This window comes from Pseudoalteromonas sp. G4, assembly GCF_028875915.1.
GTDB lineage: Bacteria > Pseudomonadota > Gammaproteobacteria > Enterobacterales > Alteromonadaceae > Pseudoalteromonas.
The window spans coordinates 67,532-86,389 of sequence record NZ_JAPEHW010000001.1 but is presented as its reverse complement, the minus strand read 5'-3'; the positions used below and the strand labels follow the sequence as shown (position 1 = coordinate 86,389).

15 protein-coding genes are annotated in these 18,858 nt (G+C 37.5%); 4 read left to right on the top strand and 11 right to left on the bottom strand.

The annotated features are described in order from the left end of the window. Positions 1 to 13 precede the first annotated feature (13 nt). Positions 14 to 1,987: a CapA family protein gene (locus ON073_RS00360; RefSeq protein ID WP_274759874.1), complete on the bottom strand. Its 1,974-nt coding sequence runs from the start codon at positions 1,985 to 1,987 to the stop codon at positions 14 to 16. A 223-nt stretch (positions 1,988 to 2,210) separates the two neighbouring features. Here ON073_RS00360 and ON073_RS00355 point away from each other — a divergent pair, with 223 nt between their 5' ends. Further along, positions 2,211 to 2,798 carry a 1-acyl-sn-glycerol-3-phosphate acyltransferase gene (locus ON073_RS00355; RefSeq protein WP_274759873.1) on the top strand — a complete coding sequence of 196 codons (588 nt, stop codon included), beginning with the start codon at positions 2,211 to 2,213 and terminating at the stop codon, positions 2,796 to 2,798. 11 nt (positions 2,799 to 2,809) lie between these two features. Here ON073_RS00355 and ON073_RS00350 read toward each other — a convergent pair whose 3' ends face one another. Then, positions 2,810 to 3,244 (bottom strand): hypothetical protein, encoded by a 435-nt coding sequence (locus ON073_RS00350; protein ID WP_274759872.1) that lies wholly within the window; start codon positions 3,242 to 3,244, stop codon positions 2,810 to 2,812. Positions 3,245 to 3,520: 276 nt separating this feature from the next. Beyond that, positions 3,521 to 4,438 (bottom strand): helix-turn-helix domain-containing protein, encoded by a 918-nt coding sequence (locus tag ON073_RS00345; RefSeq protein WP_274759871.1) that lies wholly within the window; start codon positions 4,436 to 4,438, stop codon positions 3,521 to 3,523. A gap of 266 nt (positions 4,439 to 4,704) precedes the next feature. Between ON073_RS00345 and ON073_RS00340 the strand changes: the two genes are divergently transcribed. Beyond that, positions 4,705 to 6,801, top strand: a complete 2,097-nt coding sequence (locus tag ON073_RS00340) for an EAL domain-containing protein (protein WP_274759870.1) — start codon at positions 4,705 to 4,707, stop codon at positions 6,799 to 6,801. Between the two features lie 78 nt (positions 6,802 to 6,879). Here the strand turns inward: ON073_RS00340 and ON073_RS00335 are convergent, their stop codons facing one another. Then, a complete protein-coding gene (locus ON073_RS00335) occupies positions 6,880 to 7,131 on the bottom strand; it encodes a DUF2999 family protein (protein ID WP_274759869.1) in 252 nt (83 codons plus the stop codon). Between the two features lie 114 nt (positions 7,132 to 7,245). Next, a complete protein-coding gene (locus tag ON073_RS00330) occupies positions 7,246 to 8,559 on the bottom strand; it encodes an NAD(P)/FAD-dependent oxidoreductase (protein WP_274759868.1) in 1,314 nt (437 codons plus the stop codon). A 225-nt stretch (positions 8,560 to 8,784) separates the two neighbouring features. Between ON073_RS00330 and ON073_RS00325 the strand changes: the two genes are divergently transcribed. After that, complete coding sequence (locus ON073_RS00325; RefSeq protein WP_274759867.1) at positions 8,785 to 9,312, top strand: DUF2799 domain-containing protein; 528 nt, start codon at positions 8,785 to 8,787, stop codon at positions 9,310 to 9,312. On the opposite strand, the gene ON073_RS00320 is transcribed toward ON073_RS00325, so the two are convergent. The 3 genes from ON073_RS00320 to ON073_RS00310 all read right to left on the bottom strand — a co-directional run bounded on the left by ON073_RS00320 (position 9,302) and on the right by ON073_RS00310 (position 11,400). Further along, positions 9,302 to 9,616: a DUF6419 family natural product biosynthesis protein gene (locus ON073_RS00320; RefSeq protein ID WP_274759866.1), complete on the bottom strand. Its 315-nt coding sequence runs from the start codon at positions 9,614 to 9,616 to the stop codon at positions 9,302 to 9,304. The genes ON073_RS00325 and ON073_RS00320 overlap by 11 nt on opposite strands. Positions 9,617 to 9,641: 25 nt before the next feature. Beyond that, positions 9,642 to 10,082 carry a GNAT family N-acetyltransferase gene (locus ON073_RS00315; RefSeq protein WP_274759865.1) on the bottom strand — a complete coding sequence of 147 codons (441 nt, stop codon included), beginning with the start codon at positions 10,080 to 10,082 and terminating at the stop codon, positions 9,642 to 9,644. Between the two features lie 151 nt (positions 10,083 to 10,233). Further along, positions 10,234 to 11,400 (bottom strand): GGDEF domain-containing protein, encoded by a 1,167-nt coding sequence (locus ON073_RS00310; RefSeq protein ID WP_274759864.1) that lies wholly within the window; start codon positions 11,398 to 11,400, stop codon positions 10,234 to 10,236. 512 nt (positions 11,401 to 11,912) lie between these two features. Here ON073_RS00310 and ON073_RS00305 point away from each other — a divergent pair. Then, positions 11,913 to 13,571: an SUMF1/EgtB/PvdO family nonheme iron enzyme gene (locus ON073_RS00305; RefSeq protein WP_274759863.1), complete on the top strand. Its 1,659-nt coding sequence runs from the start codon at positions 11,913 to 11,915 to the stop codon at positions 13,569 to 13,571. Positions 13,572 to 13,801: 230 nt separating this feature from the next. Here the strand turns inward: ON073_RS00305 and ON073_RS00300 are convergent, their stop codons facing one another. From ON073_RS00300 to ON073_RS00290, 3 genes are all read right to left on the bottom strand, one after another. Next, complete coding sequence (locus ON073_RS00300) at positions 13,802 to 15,577, bottom strand: winged helix-turn-helix domain-containing protein (protein ID WP_274759862.1); 1,776 nt, start codon at positions 15,575 to 15,577, stop codon at positions 13,802 to 13,804. Positions 15,578 to 15,884: 307 nt separating this feature from the next. Further along, positions 15,885 to 17,378: an arylsulfatase gene (locus tag ON073_RS00295; RefSeq protein WP_274759861.1), complete on the bottom strand. Its 1,494-nt coding sequence runs from the start codon at positions 17,376 to 17,378 to the stop codon at positions 15,885 to 15,887. Positions 17,379 to 18,004: 626 nt separating this feature from the next. Next, positions 18,005 to 18,751: a class I SAM-dependent methyltransferase gene (locus ON073_RS00290; protein WP_274759860.1), complete on the bottom strand. Its 747-nt coding sequence runs from the start codon at positions 18,749 to 18,751 to the stop codon at positions 18,005 to 18,007. Between the last annotated feature and the right edge of the window lie 107 nt (positions 18,752 to 18,858).

Sequence of the window (18,858 nt, the reverse complement as noted above, 5' to 3'; positions counted from 1 at the left end):
CTCTTTTTTATTGCTACTCTAACATCAACTCAACATTACTAATAAGTGGAGTTTCAAACCCTATAAAAGTCGATTGTCCCGCGCCATTGTGGAAATTGGCTTGTTGAAGCCAATTTAGCCATGGTGTGCGCCACTCTATTAGTGCCAAGTCATCAATGTAAATTTCGTCTGTTGATTCAAACTCTAATAATATGCGAATACTGCGATACCCTACACGAGGTGTATTAAACTCACTGACAATTTCTTGCCAGTTTCCAGTGAGGACTACACTTTCGATTAAATGTTTATTACCATTTTTTAACGCGTCAAACATTTTGTCTCGAGTTTTTCGCCCCTGCCAATAAATATTTACCTTCCCTTTTCCTTTAATCATAGCGCTTACACTCGCCGGATTACCGGCTCTGTATACTCGGGTAAAATTAGTCATTGCTAAAGTGGAATTAGCATCTTTGCTATCTCTTTTTAGCGAAAATTCTCCACTAAAGGCATTTTCATTAGTGATATAAAAATCACTTTGATCTAAGTTAAATCCTCGATCGTGCGAGTAAAATGCTGTGTGAGTCTCAAAATCACTGTTATTTATTAGATTAACACCTAATCGATATCTGTTTGATGATGAACTTGTTAACTTTCTAATTTGTCCCTCGAAAGCATTCTTTGGCAAAGGAGTAATGTATTTACCATTGGAAAAAAGTGATATATGATCAAAATCTGCTTGTACCTTATTTGGTAGAATAACGCCATGCCCAGCATTTCGTGAAAAATGAGTATTACGCTTGCTAGTTAAGTCATTTAATCGAGCCAATATTCGACTTCGGTGCTCACCTGTTGCAGGTGTTGGAACATAGCCTTGTAAATATACAGGCACAACCTCCGCCCGATAAAACTCTTCGCCATCCATCCACACATATAGCAAAAATGAATGATTCGTCGCATAAAAAAACTGATCAAAAATAAAGTTACCCATTGAATAGGCGATTAATTTACCATTATATACTTCAAAGCCTTGTGTAACGTGCGGGTGATGGGCAATCGCTAAGTCTGCACCCGCGTCAATAGCCGCTTTTAAACGCGTTTCAGTCATCATTGTCGGTTCATCTTCATACTCTAAACTGCCATGATATTGAGCGACGGTTATTCTATTATCTGCTACTTCACGCTTAACCGAAGCAACAATATTTTTTAACGAACCATACGCTGCTCCCCCTTTGTGAGAATCAGCTGTTTGACTTGGATTAGCACTACCTTCCCATCCAACAAAACCAAGCATGCCAAAAGCATTTCCATTTATTAAAGTACGATGCGCTTTTAGAGCTTCTTGATCATTTTGCCCAGCTCCAGAATATGGCAAGTTGTATTTTTTTAACGCTTCAATAGTAGATTTGAGCCCAGAATCCAAATAATCGTATGTGTGATTATTTCCAAGTGTTACATAGTCAACCCCCGCTATTTTTAAAGCATTTACTGTTTCTGGTGGTGAATAAAAAGTAACTGATTTAGGTGCTCTTTGAACTGGTGTTTTGTCAGCAATTTGGGTTTCTAAATTAACTGCAGCAAAGTCGGCTTTTTTCAGGTATGGAGCCATATACTGCACAATCTCTTTGGTATCTTCTTCGACCGTTTGTTCTTTGATAAGCGTTGGGTTATTGAAGTAGGGTTTTGCGTATCGTCGCCCCATCATTACATCACCGCCAAACGCCATTAAAACACGACCAGCTTTCTTTTCGACCAAGAAGAAATCGTCCAATTTAACCGATTTAGTATTTGATGCGTTTAATTCAAATAAAGAATAACTAAAACGCATTTCGTAGAATTCTTTTGCGCTAATATCAAGAGAGTAAATAGCTTGTTTTGGCACTTTGATTTTAAACTCACCTAATTTAGATGAAAATGTTGTGATTTCTCCAACAACTATTTTTGCGTTATGTATTGGTGATGCATGCTCATTAAACACTTTTCCATAGAGCGTAATTTGATTTTTTGCCATAGTAAGGAATGGCACAAACAGACAAATTAGGAGTAATATTCTAAGCATTTTCTTATTTAATTTGTGAATATAGATGAACACGCTAACACGTAATTTTCTCTAGCAACAGTAATTGAATATTTGACGCCCATAACCTTTAGCTATGGCTTAGTTTTGGCTATAACTAGACTTTAAACTCTAAATATGAAATCGTTACAAGCTGAAGTACAAATAATAAATAGAAATGCAGACAGAAATCCCTGCCGAGATCCCGCGCACAAATAGTAAAATTGGCCGTTTTATTGGCTGTCGTTTTTTATCACTTTTCGGTTGGCGTGTATCAGGTTCATTCCCAAATCACCCCAAATTTGTAGCCGCTGTTGCACCACACACCTCTAATTGGGATTTTGTGATTGCCATAGCAGTTAAATTAGCATTAGGCATTGAAATTAAATTTCTTGGTAAACACACTATTTTCTTTTGGCCATTAGGTGTGCTGCTGCGTAATTGGGGTGGAATTGCTGTAGAACGGTCCTCTAAACACGGTCTAGTTTCACAAGTTGCCGACGTTTTTCGCCAAGAGCAAAAGTTAATTTTGGGTATTGCCCCAGAAGGTACACGAAAAAGAACCGATGAATGGAAAACAGGTTTTTTGCATATTGCCTATGCAGCAAATGTACCTGTTGTGCCGATGGCTCTGGATTTTAGAACGAAAGAATTTATCGTAATGGATGCCATCACATTAAGCGGTGACTTAGCAACTGATCTTGCCAACGTTAAAGCCTGCTTTCCAAAAGAAATGGCAAAGTATCCAAGTGAGGTATCCGGATAAATTGCTGTTTACTATTTAAAAGCGAAGTTAAGTAACCCCTCTAAAAACAGTGAGTCATAACCTAAAAAATCTGCAGCTTGTTCAAATTCAGCTAGCATGAAAATACGATAATCAATTTGTGAACTTGCTGTCATAGCCATATATTGTTCCATAACGCCATGAATATTAAGTTCAAATTTATTAGGTAATAGAATCGCTGTTTTTGCCTTTTCTACAATTACATCCTCACTAGACATACCAGCAGCTAACGCCTCAAGCTTTGCCAGATCGCCAGTGAAATCAGTAAGTTTTGAAAAATCATATAGAGCGTTAATACCCGATTTAAATTCTTTATCACCCATCAGAATAAGTACATGTTGATATAAATCATCAAATGAAATACTTCCATCAGCTCGAGCAACAAATAAATCTTGGTCAGCAAATATTGAATAAGGGATCTTGTTCATAATAATCAACAATATTTCTTAATATATTAGCAAGCATATCTACCTATTAAATAAACGTTTTGATTCAGGTTAAAGTTTACTTTTCTTCAAGTGTGGTTCTTTATTAGTGTGATGTAAATAAATTCGAATATTTGCTGAAATTAAAATGATTCACCAACAAACTGAACCATAGTCATATATTCCAAATAATATGAATTGATTATAGTTGCTATAAGTTGATAGAACACTTTGGGGCTTATAAATAAAAGAATATCCAAAGTTAATTGGTTAGGTTATTTAAAGGATTTTGGGCATTTCATCAAACAATACCAAATAGTCACTAGCGAAACGTGCTTGGTTTTTCTCATCAAATTGTGTTAATACTTGTTTTACACTTTTGTTATGCGAGTTTTTTAACTCATCTCGAATAAGGTGTAGTTTTCTTATTTTCAAATATTGCTTAGGCGAACAACCCAAGGTTTCTTTAAAAGCATATTCCAACGTCCGCTTTGAACAACAGGCTCGCTCTGCTAAGCCATTTACGCTGATTGAATTACCTGGCAACCCTTTTAAGTACTTAAGTGCACGAAAAACGGTATTTTTACGGGTATTTATTGTTTGTTTAACTTGCTTAAACGCAAATACTTTTAACATATCGTGAAGCGCAACCAACATAATATTTTCGAGCGTTTTATATTCAGTGACAGCTAAAGCACTGTCCATTTTTGCCGCACAATGGTAAACATCTAATGCTAGTTCACTAAAATCAGCCGCGTCCTTTGTAAATACACTTTCGATTGTATTTGTAGCAAGGTTTCGCCACAGCGTTTTAATTTGTTGGTCAGTAAAAAATGGCTTCAAGGCATTTAGATCTAGTTCAATATGAAGCGCACAAAAATTTTCAGGAAATTTAGTCACACCCGTTTCAAAAGGGGTTCTTACAAATAATTGCGATTTTCCAACAATTACGCCATCGACCAATGCCTTTTCATCTTTGCATGGCACCACAATAACTAAACGCTCGCCAATACTATTGATGAAATGCATCAATTCACGATTAATTTTGCGGTGCGTTAGTAGCATGTTGCTAAACATGATGGTGTGATTATTCACCTTCAATCGACCTGATGAAAATTGCAAAGCATCAATACCGTAGAGATACAAATTACGGCGATATTCGTCAATTGAATTAAATGTGTAAGAGCGTGTAGTCAAACCAATCACTAAATTAGTGAGTAAATAACAATATTTTAGCGCTCTACCTTTATAAACTTGCGACTTAGATCAAGTTTCAACAGCAAATCTTATACAAAAAGCGCAATCCTTGATGTTTACAACGATTTACACTTTGCAACTGAAAAAAAAGACGATAAAACTCACATATACAATTTAAACGGAGTAATCCGTAAGGGTATCGTCTTGTACCTAAAAAATACCATTACTACAGTGACTTAGATAAATAATAATAAAGGAAGCTACAAATGGTGGTCGAGCAAATAACGGATTCAACCAAATTATCTCATTTTCAGCAGCTTATTCATCGCTCAAGCACACCAATGATAATCATGGAACGAAGCGCTTTTATTGATGTAAATATCGCGGCTAAAACCTTATTTCAACTTAGCCCTGAAGTAGAAGTAACAGCACTTGCACCTCATCAACTATCACCAAAAACCCAATCTTGCGGCAAATCATCGTTGCATAAATCACAATATTTCATCACTAAGGCGTTACATAAAGGCGAATGCAAGTTTAGTTGGCGCATGCTTGATGCAAAAGGCGTTCAAAAGGATATTTCAGTTCAACTTATTTGTTTGAGTCATGCAAAACAATCATTATTTCTGGCTGTAATCTCAGAGCATATTTCGATTGCCCATAACTACACCAATCAGTTTATTGATAAAGCGCTCGATTTAATTAGTGATGCCATTATGCTCACCGATGAGAATAATCGCATTTATTATGTAAATCATGCATTTGAGAAAATTACTGGCTACAGCTTTGATGAGGCCTATCAAAAGCCTGCTGGATTTATGAAATCAGGTATTCACGATCATGGTTTTTATCAACGATTATGGCAATCTCTCGAACAAACAGGCACTTGGCAAGGCGAAATTTGGGATAAACATAAAGAAGGTCATATTTACCCAAAACACGTTCGCATTACGTCTCTTGAACAACAAGATACGAAATCGCCACATTTCCTAGCTGTTTTTGCTGACTGTGATGAAAAAGTAAAGTATCAGCAGCAACTGACAAAACTTGCTTACTATGATGATTTGACCAATTTACCAAACCGTAAGCTACTGATGGATACACTTGAAAAACATATACATGAGGTTAATACAGCCGATTGTCAGTATGGATTTTGGCTAGGCTATTTTGATATTGATGACTTTAAAGTTATCAACGATTCAAAAGGACACGGTTTTGGTGACAAGGTCATTAAAGAAGTTTTGTCGTTGCTATCAAATTTATCTTGCGACAGCGATATGGTAGGCCGCATGGGTGGTGATGAGTTTTTAATCATCTTTTCTCGACGCAAAGACATCACCCAAATAAGACAAGTCCTTGAGACTATCTATCAACGATTAGCACAGCCAGTTTATATAGATGACATGCAATACCAGGTGCGTCTAAGTGGAGGTTTATGCCAATACCCTTTTCATGGCAAAAATGCCGAAGAGCTGCTGTCAAAAGCTGATATTGCAATGTATCAAGCTAAAAAGAGTGAAGGAAATCGCTACACCCTGTTTGAAACAGAAATTGGTGACGCTTTTGCGCGCAGTAATAATATTGAATTATCACTACAAAATGCCATTAGAAATAAGGCGATTACTCCCTATTTTCAACCCAAGATATCCATGCAAAAAGGGCAACTAATTGGCTTTGAGTCTCTTGCCCGCTGGCAGCAAAATGGCCAATTTATATCACCCGCTGAATTTATCCCTATTGCAGAAAAATCAGGTCAAATAAGCCAGCTTTCCCTTTGCCTTGCCAATCAAAGTTTAAGTATGTTGAAGTGGTTTAGAGCAAGCGGTGATTATACCTTAGCAATTAATATTTCAGCTAAAGAGTTGGCAGATTATGACTTCCCTAAAGCGTTATTTGCACTCACCGAAACACATCAAATTCCAGCTAGCAAAATTGAGATTGAGATCACAGAAAGTTGTTTAATAGATAACTTCACTAACGTACGTCGCCAGCTAGAAGTATTAAAGTCAATGCAATTTAAAATCGCACTGGATGATTTTGGTACCGGCTACTCCTCATTAAATTATTTAAAAGAGCTCAGTTTTGATACCATCAAAATTGATCGCAGCTTTATCCATAAGTTAGAGCACAATCGAAAAAATGATTTTATTTTACTCAACACCATTATCGAACTAGCACACAATTTAGGTGCTACTGTTGTTGCTGAGGGTGTTGAAAATGTTGAGCAAATTGACTTTCTAAAGCGTTTTAAGTGTGATTTTGCCCAAGGTTTCTTTTATGCCAAAGCCATGTCATTCAGCGAAACACAAAAATATATCAAACATCATAATGAGTTTTTTAAAATCGCTAAAAATGAACATTAAAGGTGTCTGCTGGAAACTGGTAATAAATACAAAAAAACCTACTAAAAGTAGGTTTTCTTTGGTTATCCATAAGTAAGATTATTTTTGCATTTTTTCTTTTGCATCTTCTACTTTTGAAAAATCGAGCCCCAACTCATCTACCGCTTCTTTAATAAGTGCTGGGTTTAGCATTACTTGCCCCATTACTTGCTGTAATTGCTCTTGCGGTAAGCCCAGCTGACTAATCGTTAGCATTGCAGCCATTGGGTTTTCGGTAAGCACCTGAAAAATTTCATTGATGCGTTCATCACTAATATTATTTTCTTTTAAAAGTGCAATTATTGGATTCATTTGATTACCTTGAAAAACTTAATCATTTTTTAGAGTTTATCAGTTGAATTGCGAGCTGTTAATCATCAAGTGAGAAAAGGTAAACGCCAAGCGGCATTTACCATAATCAATAATTTAATGTAGTTTCATTTTTGGCCTAACACTGCGCATTAACTTTTCACAAAGCCATAATGCACATGTTTTAAGCAGGCCATGAATGGCATTTTGATGCATACGGTACAACGACACATACATTAAACGCGCTAACTTACCTTCAATAAACATGGTGTTATTTGTGAGATTACCCATTAAGCTTCCCACCGCACTGTAACGTGATAAGTTAACTAATGAGCCATGATCGTTATATTTAAATGGTTTTTGCGCTTTACCATTCAGTTCAGCAATAATATTACACGCTAAATTACTGGCCATCTGATGCGCTGCCTGCGCGCGCGGTGGGACAAAACTGCCATCATTTTGCTCACAGGCACTAGCATCACCCAAAACGTACACCTGCTCTACCCCTTTAGCTTTTAAATACGGGTCAACTAACACTTGATTGCTACGATTAAACTCTAGCCCATCAATTTCTTTTACAAAATCAGCAACCTTTACACCTGCTGCCCATAGCATTAAATCTGCGAGGATCGTTTCGCCTTCCACGGTCACAAAACCATTTTCATTTGCTTCACTGATGCGCGTGTTTTCACGTACTTGTATGCCTAAATTGAGTAATTCACGTCTTGCTGCATCACTTATCCTTGTTGGTAAAGCAGGTAAAATGGTTGGGCCTGCTTCAATTAAATGAATAATTAACTGCGTACTTTTAAATTCGCTTAAACCATAATGCTTAAGTAAACCAGATACATGAATAAGTTCAGCGCTTAGCTCTACCCCAGTGGCTCCACCACCAACAATCGCAATTGAGAGCGTATTATTACGCGTATCGTCACTGGCATTTTGATGTACTCTCGTAAAACTATTCAGCAAAGCATGTTGAAAGCGTTCTGCTTGTTTTTGTGAATCGAGAAAATAACAATGTTCAGCAACGCCCGGCGTATTAAAGTCATTGCTTATACTGCCAATCGCTAAAATGACTTTATCGTAATTAAGTGTGCGTTCTGGCAACAGCACTTTACCGCTTTCATCACTTTGCGCTTTAAGGGTGAGGGTTTGTTCTTGGGTATTGAGGCCAATAAATTCACCCCAAATAAACTGAAAGCCATGCTTAGCTGCATGAGCAGAGTATGAAACACCATCTAAACTGGTGTCGAGTGAACCCGTTGCAACTTCATGAAGCAAAGGTTTCCAAATATGCGTGCGGTTTTTATCAATAAGTGTGATATTTGCGCGTCGTGATTTTCCTAATTTATGTCCTAATTTACTTGCAAGTTCAAGACCGCCTGCGCCCCCGCCAATAATGACGATATTAGGATGTGTGTTAATCATAATTGTGCCCTTTAAAAGTTATAAAGAGCTGAACACTATTAAAATTTTAAAAACATTCAGGTCTTTATAACCTGACACAATGTGTGTTTATGCTACTCCTCTTGTTGACCCTTTGAAAGTGAGAATGTATTGCAAAATATGTACAGATATTAATTTTTTGTTATTCAGTTAAGATTCATCGAATGATTTCTATGTTAGAAACAGTTACCACAAAAAATAGCATTTATGACAATACTTTCAGCGCTTAAAACAACACCCTTGATATTCGCTTATTTAACACTAAACGGATGCGCCGCAATTTCGCCAGAAAAGTGCAAAACTGCTGATTGGTATAACCTTGGTTTTAGTGATGGCCAAAGCGGTTTAAAACGAGATCGTGTCAACGATTACAACCAAGCTTGTGCCGAAGTCAATATCAATGTGAATATCCAAAGGTGGCAAGCAGGTTACGAAAAAGGCAATCAAATGTACTGCACACCTGAAAATGGTTATCGTGTCGGCCGTGCAGGCCAAACTTATAATGGTGTTTGTTTAAGTGAGGGGTTTGTAAAAAACTACAACAAAGGAAAACGCCAGTATGATATTGCGACAGAAATAAGTGCACTTGAAAACCGAATTTATCGCTTAAAAGAACAATACCGAAATGAGCCGAACGAAGATATAAAACGCGAAATCCGTCATGATATCCGTGATTTAGAAAGACAAATAGACCGCTTACGGGTGCCTCAAGTACTCTACGAGGTCATGTTCTAATTTGAACATGCTTTTGTAATTTACGTACACCAGTCATCACACCAGAAAACGCAGATATGTATAAAATAGCGAGCAAAATGAGTGATGAGAGAGTTGCATTCACAATGCCTGGGCTTGCAATTATAGCTAATGAATTAATCAGAATTAACAGCAAGCTTGATTGCAAATATCCAAAATAACCGATCACTCCAGCAAACAAAATAAAAATAAACGCAAAACCAATGGCAGGTGTAAACGCCGCAGCAGAAATAACACCAAATACCACAGATAAACACAACACAAAGCCAATTAATACATTAACCATTTTGCTTCCTTGCAATCTTTTTAAACTAAGCGTTAATCAAACACTTTTCAAAACGGATTTTAACATCTAGCGATGATGATGCTTTTTCTATATCAATGATATGGTAATTATTTTTAATAAGCATACCGAGCATAGCACGAAAGCGGTTCATGGTTTTCACTTGAACATATGAGTAATTATGTTCGATTATCCAGCGCTCTTGCGCATCTAGCTTTTTTTGCGCAAGGCCGTGACCGCGGTGAGAAGGCAAAACCGCCCCTAACCAACTGTAAAAAACCTTATCACTTAAGGCATATCCTAGCTTATAACCCACAGGCTCTTGATTAAAATATGTAACTAATAACAAATATTGCGGGCTTTTAATACGCGCCTGAATATCTGCCAACTTTTTTGGCGATGTAAACTCTGGGATTTGCGTTTCAATAACGGCAATATCCGTTAATTCACCCACTTTGATTGAATACATAAGTCACTTACTAATAGTTATGGCGTATCAGTATATCGCTATTAATTTTACGAATCGAATTGGAACACTTATTTAATTCCGTTTTAAAAAAGCTCCAGCAAATAACCTGATAATCTTTATGGCTGACTAGATAACAAGTAAATCTGTAACTTTAGTTTATGTCCGATACTACTCTATCGCGCCCCAACTCTTTTGCATCGTAAAGTAAGTCATCAACCCGTTTAAATAGGGCTTCGATAGCTTCACCCTGTTGGTATGCCGTTACACCAATGCTTGATGTAACAGTAATTTCTTCATTATTACTCATTGTAATTTTTGAAGCCTTTAATGACGATGCTATTAACTCAGCTTTCTTAATAGCTTCAATCGCACTGGTACTTGGCAAGATTGCCACAAACTCTTCGCCACCGTATCGCGCCACAATATCACTGCGCGTTAAATTTTTTTTAATGATGTTAGATGCCACTTTTAGCACTTTATCACCTGCAAGGTGGCCGTATGTGTCATTAATGCGTTTAAATCGGTCAAGATCAAACATCACCACACTAAAACGCGTTGCATGTGCTTTTAACATATCAATACGGCGTAACATGACACGGCGATTAATCAGCTTAGTTAACGGGTCAATGGTGGATTCGCGGTACAAATTCATCAACATAGAAAGCTGAGCTATTTGCAGCCACAAACTAATGCCAGCAAATAGTATAAATAGCCACACAGCATTAAACAGCTGCCAATAATCACCTTGAAAAAAATGCACTTGCACCAGCATAAACGGCATAAAAATCAAACTTATTAAAATTACTCCGCCGCGTATTGTGAGCGGAAAAAGGCCTATCATCGCTAAAATTAAATACGGCATCATGGTAAAAATAAGCGGTACATCTTGAAGCGAAGAAAAGGTAAACATAATAGAAAAGTAAAATAATGCCGGCAGAAAAAATGAAAGCGCTATAACGTGTTTTATTAGGCTTACAGAAGATGAGCGCTTTACTCGATAGGCCATAATAAACAAACTAATAGAAAGCGTTAATCTTGCAACCAACAATATTTCAGCGTGTTGATAATCAAGCGTTAAAAAATCAAAAAAAGAGAAAGCAGGCACTGAAAACGCGAAAAACATGCACATAATCCACAGTCTTCCGCGAATGTATTCGGAGCGTTTGTGAGTAAAATCGACTGAGTGAGTATTGGATGAAACAAGCTCAATTAATGGATTGTTTTCTAAACTAAAATAGGTTTGTAATTTTAATTTTTTGAGTAAGGTTAAAGGCTCGCTTTGTTCAGTATACACATCGCTTAGCGGTGTCGGTTCCATACATTTTCTCGCTTTTTCTTTTGCTGCGCTATCATGATAATTGACGCAATAATCACCAAATCGAAACGAGTCTATCTGTATATTTAATGAGAGTGATTAACCTAGATCAATAAATGAACGGGAACATAACTAATATTCAATAAAACGCATTAATGGATAACGTACCCTATTTGAACACACTTTTTAAATATTATTCGCTCATCTTTTAAATATCCCAAAGCTTTTAAACTAGCTAATAAATTGAAATTATTACGCTTAATTAAAAATGCATTCAAACGTAAACAGCGCTAATTAGTCGTAATATTTAATCGTTCTAAAAAATAGCCTCATTTCCCAAGAAATAAATAAACTTCAATTTTATTAATAACTTAAATAACAAGTAAGATTCCGTTATTACGTTAAGTTCTATAATTTTTCTATTTTTGGCAGGTTATAACTATTTTTTAAGACCCAAAATTCACAACAGGTAATGCTAGCTCAGTGTTTAAAACAATCATTTAGGAATGACACAAATGAAATTAAATAACCTGTTCTTGGCATTATGTTTAACACCTATCGGTTTTAATGCTGTAGCAGCAAACAAAGTAAAACCTATTGAACCAATTATGGTAACAATCCCTGCTGGCAGTTTTGAAATGGGCTCTTTAGATCGTGAAAGTACGCAACCTGTTCATCAAGTCGATTTAACTGAGTTTAGCCTAGGCAAATATGAAGTCACGGTTAAGGAGTTTAGCCGATTTATCGCAGCCACTAATTATGAAGCCCCCACCGAATGCCGCCATGAATTAGATGGTTGGTTTAAACCAGCCAGTAAAGGTAATTGGCAAACCAATGCGCTCAACACCAGCGAATACCAACCTGTGGTGTGTATTAATTGGAATGCCGCAAAAGCCTATGTGGATTGGCTTGCAATAGAAACCGGCAAACCTTATCGACTTGCAAGTGAGGCCGAGTGGGAATATGCAGCGCGTGCCGGTACTGACACAAAATATTATTTTGGTGATGACCCAAATAAAACAGAAGTATGCCAATTTGAAAACACGGCAGACTATTACGGCGAGAGCATTTTGCAAACCCAAACTAACACCAGCTATGTTAATTGGAGCACAGGCATCAATCACTGTTCCGATGGGGCTGCACGAGCAAGTATCGTCGGCATGTATAAACCTAATCCATTTGGTTTACACGATATGCTGTCAAACGTATTAGAATTTGTTGCCGATTGCTATGTTGAAAACTATAACAATGCCTCAACAACAGGCGCACCAAGTGAGTCTGAAAACTGTGAGAGTCGCTCTACCCGTGGTGCAAGTTGGCACTGGGATCATTGGCCGCTGACAAATCGAGGCCGAATTCCTGTTGATTTTGCCGGTGGTGTTGATGGTTTCCGTATCGCGTTAGATGGCAAAGCGCCGAAACTTTCTAAAACCACAAAGCTTTTTCAAAAAGAGCTGATACACGCACAACAAAATGAGCAAGCACGCCGTAATTTAATTGCTTCACTGCCTAACAAAGTAGAAAACGTCGCATTAAAACAACAAGGCGATATCGTATTTTTAAGCTGGGATAAAAGTGACGACAGCGACGTAACTGGCTACCGTGTTTATAAAAATGATGTAAAAGATGCAATGTTCAAACTGGTTGCAACCAACATCAAAACCCCGTTTTATCGTCATATTTCAGACACACAACACAGTGTTGAGTACACTGTGGTTGCCGTTAAAAATCACCTACAAGGGCCATACAGTGAACCCATTGCTACCGAAACTGGCTGGAGTAAAGTTCCAGGCCAGATTGAAGCTGAATGGGCTAAAAGTATTACGGGCGCAAGTGTAACTTTAACCTCTGATGAGTCTCGCGGGCATAACCTCACTGGCCGAAATGGTATCGAAAGCGATGCAACTATGGTGTACCAAATTGATGTGACAAAAACCGGTGATTACACATTGCATTATCGCGTTGCCACACCTAACGAAACTAAAGGTTTTGAGCTGTATTTAGGTGATAAAAAGCTAACGACTGCAGCTGTTAAAAAGACGGGTGGCTACCACGATTGGCAAACCCAATCTAAAGATAAAGTTAACTTACCAAAAGGTAAGCATACACTTACACTTAAGTCTTTAGACAGTCATTGGAAATTAAATTGGCTTGCACTTAAAGAAAGCCAATAGCATCTTATTGAAGGGTGTTGAACGAATAGTCATTTTGTGTACTTGTAAGTCGATAAATGACAGTAAAACTCTCTGGCTATGTATGAAATATACATAGCCAGGTTTCCCCGATAACGTTTTATTTTTGCTTTAGAACAAACAGAATTAAGCAAACTTTAGATTTATTACTTTTGACAAGCTAATTCGCTTTGAAATGAAATCTCTTAATTAAAATCCCACTTCATTTAACACTAAATATTATTTAACGCATGAAGTTTGGTTTGATTACGTTTAGACCAATTTGCTGTCGCATTTTGGTTAATGTAATCAAAATAAAAATCATGGTTAATTTGCTCTTTTGGGTCATTACAAAGTAGCAGTGCAATATCCAAACTTAATTCTAAACTACCTGCTAGCTGTGCTTGCTCAAATGCCTCTTTACCAAGCTGTTCAAATGCTACATCGTCTTTTTCAGCAAGAGCTAAACGCGCTTTTAATAACATATTTTGCGGTGTGGTATTTGTTAGTGTTTCAACCAAGGCTTTTGCAAGCGCTAAACGTTCAGTATCCAAATAGTAATCGAGTAATTGTTTACGGCTAGACTGTGCTACCCAGTGATCGGGCGTAAGCTCTGTATATTCTAAAACGCGTTTTAAATGAGGCTCTTTATCTGCTGGATTATCGGCATAAATGGCATAGTGAAAAGGTACTTTCGCATAGTGATATTGCGGTAAGTTATATGCCTTCATTTTGCTTTCAGCAAGTTGTAAATAGAGGTATTTATCGCTTTGATTTTTATGCTTATGCGCCATTACTGACAAATAAGTAAGCGCATGAAGCTCACGCTCTATATCATTCGCTAGAAGCGCGTGCTCTGCTGATGTTAATAAGCTATGTTTAACGCTGCCAAAATCATTATCAAGGTGATTAAGCCAAGACTTTGCATTAAACGCATCAGCAAGGCGTTTGTGATCATTTATCTGAGCATATGCAGATATCGCCTCATCCAATTTATGGTTACTCAGCTCAACCAATTCTTTGCGAGTTAATATTGTGCTTTGCAGTAATAGTGCATTACCCTGTTGTACTTGATTGTGTCGCTGCTTAGCCAATTGCTCAAGTTTATCTGCAAGGCTCATGGCGGTATCAAGCTTATTACTTTGTAAGTACGTATTTGCCAATTGATGCAAAACTATTAAGTCTTCAGCGTGCTCTTGGTGTGCAAGCGTTAGCATAGCAAGTTTTACACTTGGGGTAGCTGGTACATTTACCCAATCAAACATAACGTTTTGGGATAAATGGCTGTTCAGTTTATTTATAGCCGCAGCTTCACTATCAGCAATTATTTGCCCATGCCACTGTCCTTTTGGGCCAACTAACTTAAAATCAATCAAACACCCCTCACCTGCTTTGCTCATTTCACCAGTAAGAATTAATGGGTGTTCTGCAGATAAAGATTTATAGCTTAAAATTTGTGTTGCATTAAAGCGGTTCGTTTCTATCTTGTTGATCGTTGTAACATTAAAGTCTATTACATCTACCAGATTAACCGACTGCTCACAGTTATTTTCAAACGGAATAAGCGCCATGCTGCGCTTTGGTGCTGTATTAATATTTAACACGGCTACCAAAACTAACATAAGCAATAAACTTACTATCAGAATGACTGATTGAGACGATTTAGTTACTGTGGCTTCTTTAGCTATTTGCTCAATTTGCTTGGTATGTTCATTTAATTGCTGAATTGGTAATTGCCACTCATAGCCGCGTTTTGCATAGGTTTTAATGGCATCAGCACCAAAAATATTGCGTAAATGACTAATGTTTTGAAATACCGCCTGCTCAGATACCACTTTACCTTGCCAAATATGCGTTAATATTTCGTCTTTGCTAAGCACCTTGCCAGTATTTTCGATAAAAAGCTTTAGCAAAAGTGCTTCATTATGACGAATTGAAACAGGCTGGCGGTTGTGGCTCAGTACTAAATTATTGGCATCAAATTCAAAGTGTTTAATTTGGTAACGCATGGGTTCAATGTGGCTTTTTGCCAACCAGTTTAACGTTTAGGCAACTACTTTAGCAAAGCAATTTAAGAGTAATTTGCAACAAGGTGTTAATCAAAGACAACACGCCCTGTTTGGCCGGGTAAAGTGATAGGTCAAAAATGAGTTTTAAGTAAAAGATGCGTAAAAGCAAAAAAGCTTTTTTACTTTACTTATGCAAATAAGCCATCACAAATAAACCTAAGGGCAGAGGTTAAATTTTATTAATTCGAAATTGAGTTAAACCTAGATGGTAAAACCCACTTAGCAAATGCCAAGTGGGTTTATGTGATTATCGTGTTGTCGATACCGATTTTGCTTTTTTAATCGCCTCATTAATATTTAGCGACGCTGCTTCTTGGCGCGGTGGGAACTTTTCAAATGTTTTAATATGCTCCGTTAGCATCGCAATTGCAGGTTGAAATACCCAGCTCTTTTTCATGATTTGATGAAAGCCTGTTACGCCATCGTAATGTTCCATTGGATCTTTACGTAGATTAAACAGTTTAGGCATGGTGTGGGTAACCAAATCTTCGTAGTAACGACCACCAGGTTTTGATGCAAAGTGCATTTTCCAAGGGCCAACACGAATTGCAGTTAACTGCGATTCGTAATAATAAAAGAAGTGATTACGTGCAGATTTTTTGCTTTTGCCACGCCAATAATCAAGGTTGTTTTCACCATCGATATATACATTAAACTCTTTTTCCATTGCTTTACGTAAGTTTTTCTCACCAACCGCTGCAGCAATGGTTGGAAATACATCTTCATGCGAGGAAATACCGTTAAGCTTTAAACCTGCTGGTATTTTTTTCGGCCAACGCACCATAAACGGCACACGCACACCACCTTCCCATGTCGTCATTTTTTCACCGCGGAATTTGGTTGTACCCGCATCAGGCCACGAACTTTGCTCAGGGCCATTATCTGTGGTGTAAATTACAATTGTATTGTCGGCAATTTTTAACTCATCGAGTTTATCAAGAAGCTGCCCTACATGACCATCGTGCTCTAATAAACCGCTACCGAAAACATCTTCTTCAGAGCTAATATGAGTGGCAAGATGACGGCTCTCTGGTTTTAAGCGCGTGTAAACATGCATACGACTTGGCGCATGCCAAATAAAGAAGGGTTTATCTGCTTTAACCGCACGCTCCATAAAATCTAGGCTTCGTGCTAACACTTCTTCATCGAATGTTTCCATGCGTTTACGCGTTAGCGGGCCTGTATCAATTATGCGGCCATCGGCGTACGCTTCAATCACACCGCGCGGGCCAAATTTTTTCTTAAACTCTTTTGTTTTTGGGTAGTCTTCCTGCTCAGGTTCTTCTGACACATTCAGATGATACAAATTGCCATAAAACTCATCAAAACCATGACGCGTTGGCAAGTGCTCATCAAGGTCGCCTAAATGGTTTTTACCAAATTGCGCTGTCATGTAGCCTTTGTCTTTTAAAAACTCAGCAATCGTTGGATCGGCTTCTTTAATGCCTAAAGGATTGCCGGGCTGACCCACAGTTGTCAGTCCTGTGCGCACTGGTAATTGCCCCATTAAAAACGCAGCGCGTCCTGCGGTACAACTTGGCTGGGCATAATGGTCGGTAAATAAGGCACCTTCGTTGGCAATTCGGTCGATGTTGGGCGTGTTGTAGGTCATGCCATGTGAATAGGCACTTAAAGAAACCTGCGCCACATCATCCACCATAATGGCGAGAACGTTTGGGTCTTTCGCATGGGCTGACAACGAAAGTAGCCCAGCTAACACACTGACTAATGGTAATTTCATTACTTCTCCTTGTAGATTATTGAAGTATAAGTTGAATTTGTTTTCTAAATGCACTCACACAGTAAACCTTGATTACGAAAAGCCAGCATGGGCAGATGTTTAACATCCAAAAATAAACACCATTTTTGTAACTAACCAAGATTAAATGCCCAGTTTACAAGCATTTCTCAATTTCTACCTTACAAGAAAATTAGGAACAAACATAGCCCACTGCTCGTCCCAAAATATAAAACTAATCACTGTTTTTGAATTCAACAAAAAGCCATTGCTGTCATTTAATGTCTTTTTGCCTTGATAGACTCTTTAAAAATAGTCCTTAAAGAGTGGACGCATTAATACATAGCTTTAACCTTATTTGATTGATAAATAGCGTTATATAAAAACATTACAAAAATGAATTACATCACCTTTTAATATTTACAGTCGCAGTAAAACGCTATTTTTAAATACGCCAAATCACTAATAATGCAAACTTGGCGATTTAAAAACCCTGAATATATAAAATGCAACACTTAGCGCTTTCCTTTTAGCAAAAATCCTTTAATAGCTAACATCTTAGCAAAGTTACGTTATTCAGTTTGTTGAGTTAACAACCAGTGATGATTAAATAACCTTAATAAGTTTAGTTACTTAGTTACTACAAAAAGGTTTATCACTCCGTTTGGCCTGCTTTGACCCTTCCTTAACGCAGCAACCACCTTATATGCCAAATAAAGTTTTGGCCACGCTTTAAACGTCACCACCGGTTTACCAAAACTTTCTTGATATTTAACGTTTAAATTATGGTCTTCTAGCAGTAATTTAAGCTGCCATTCTGTAACGGGATTTATATGCCCACCGTGATGATAATAATCATCGTTAAAATAAGGAAAAGTGCCCTTACAAATAAACTCAGCTAAAGCTAAATCAGAGCTAATATTTGGTGTTGAGAGCACGAGTATGCCTCCCGGTTTTAATAGCTTTTCACAATTTTTGATAAAATGCCGTGAGTTGTTAATATGTTCAATAATTTCAAGAGCAACAATAGTATCAAATTGATTTTCAAAATTAGCGGAAAAGTCATCATTCAAATTTAAATTATGAAATGTGCATTTTTGATCTTTAACGCGAAAATTTTCTTCAACAATATCAACGGCATTTACCTTAGCGCCTTGCTCTATTAAACGTAGTGTCATCGCACCCGAGCCTGAGGCTATATCAAGCACCTCAGCATTATTTACATCACTGTATTGATTAATCAGCTCACCCGCCCGATGATGCAACCCTTTATAGGCATGAATTGGCAAGCCTTTATAGCTGTCAGGTGAATCTAGTTTTCCGCGTGCCGTATCGCGATATAATTCCACAAACCTATTTTCTTTCGCATTTTGCATTGCAAATCTCCAATACTTGTTTAAATACGTGTTTTTTTTAGCTGTATTGAAGAAAGTTCCATTTTTTATGCCAAAAACCCCTATCTTCCCTCTAAGAATCAGAGTTA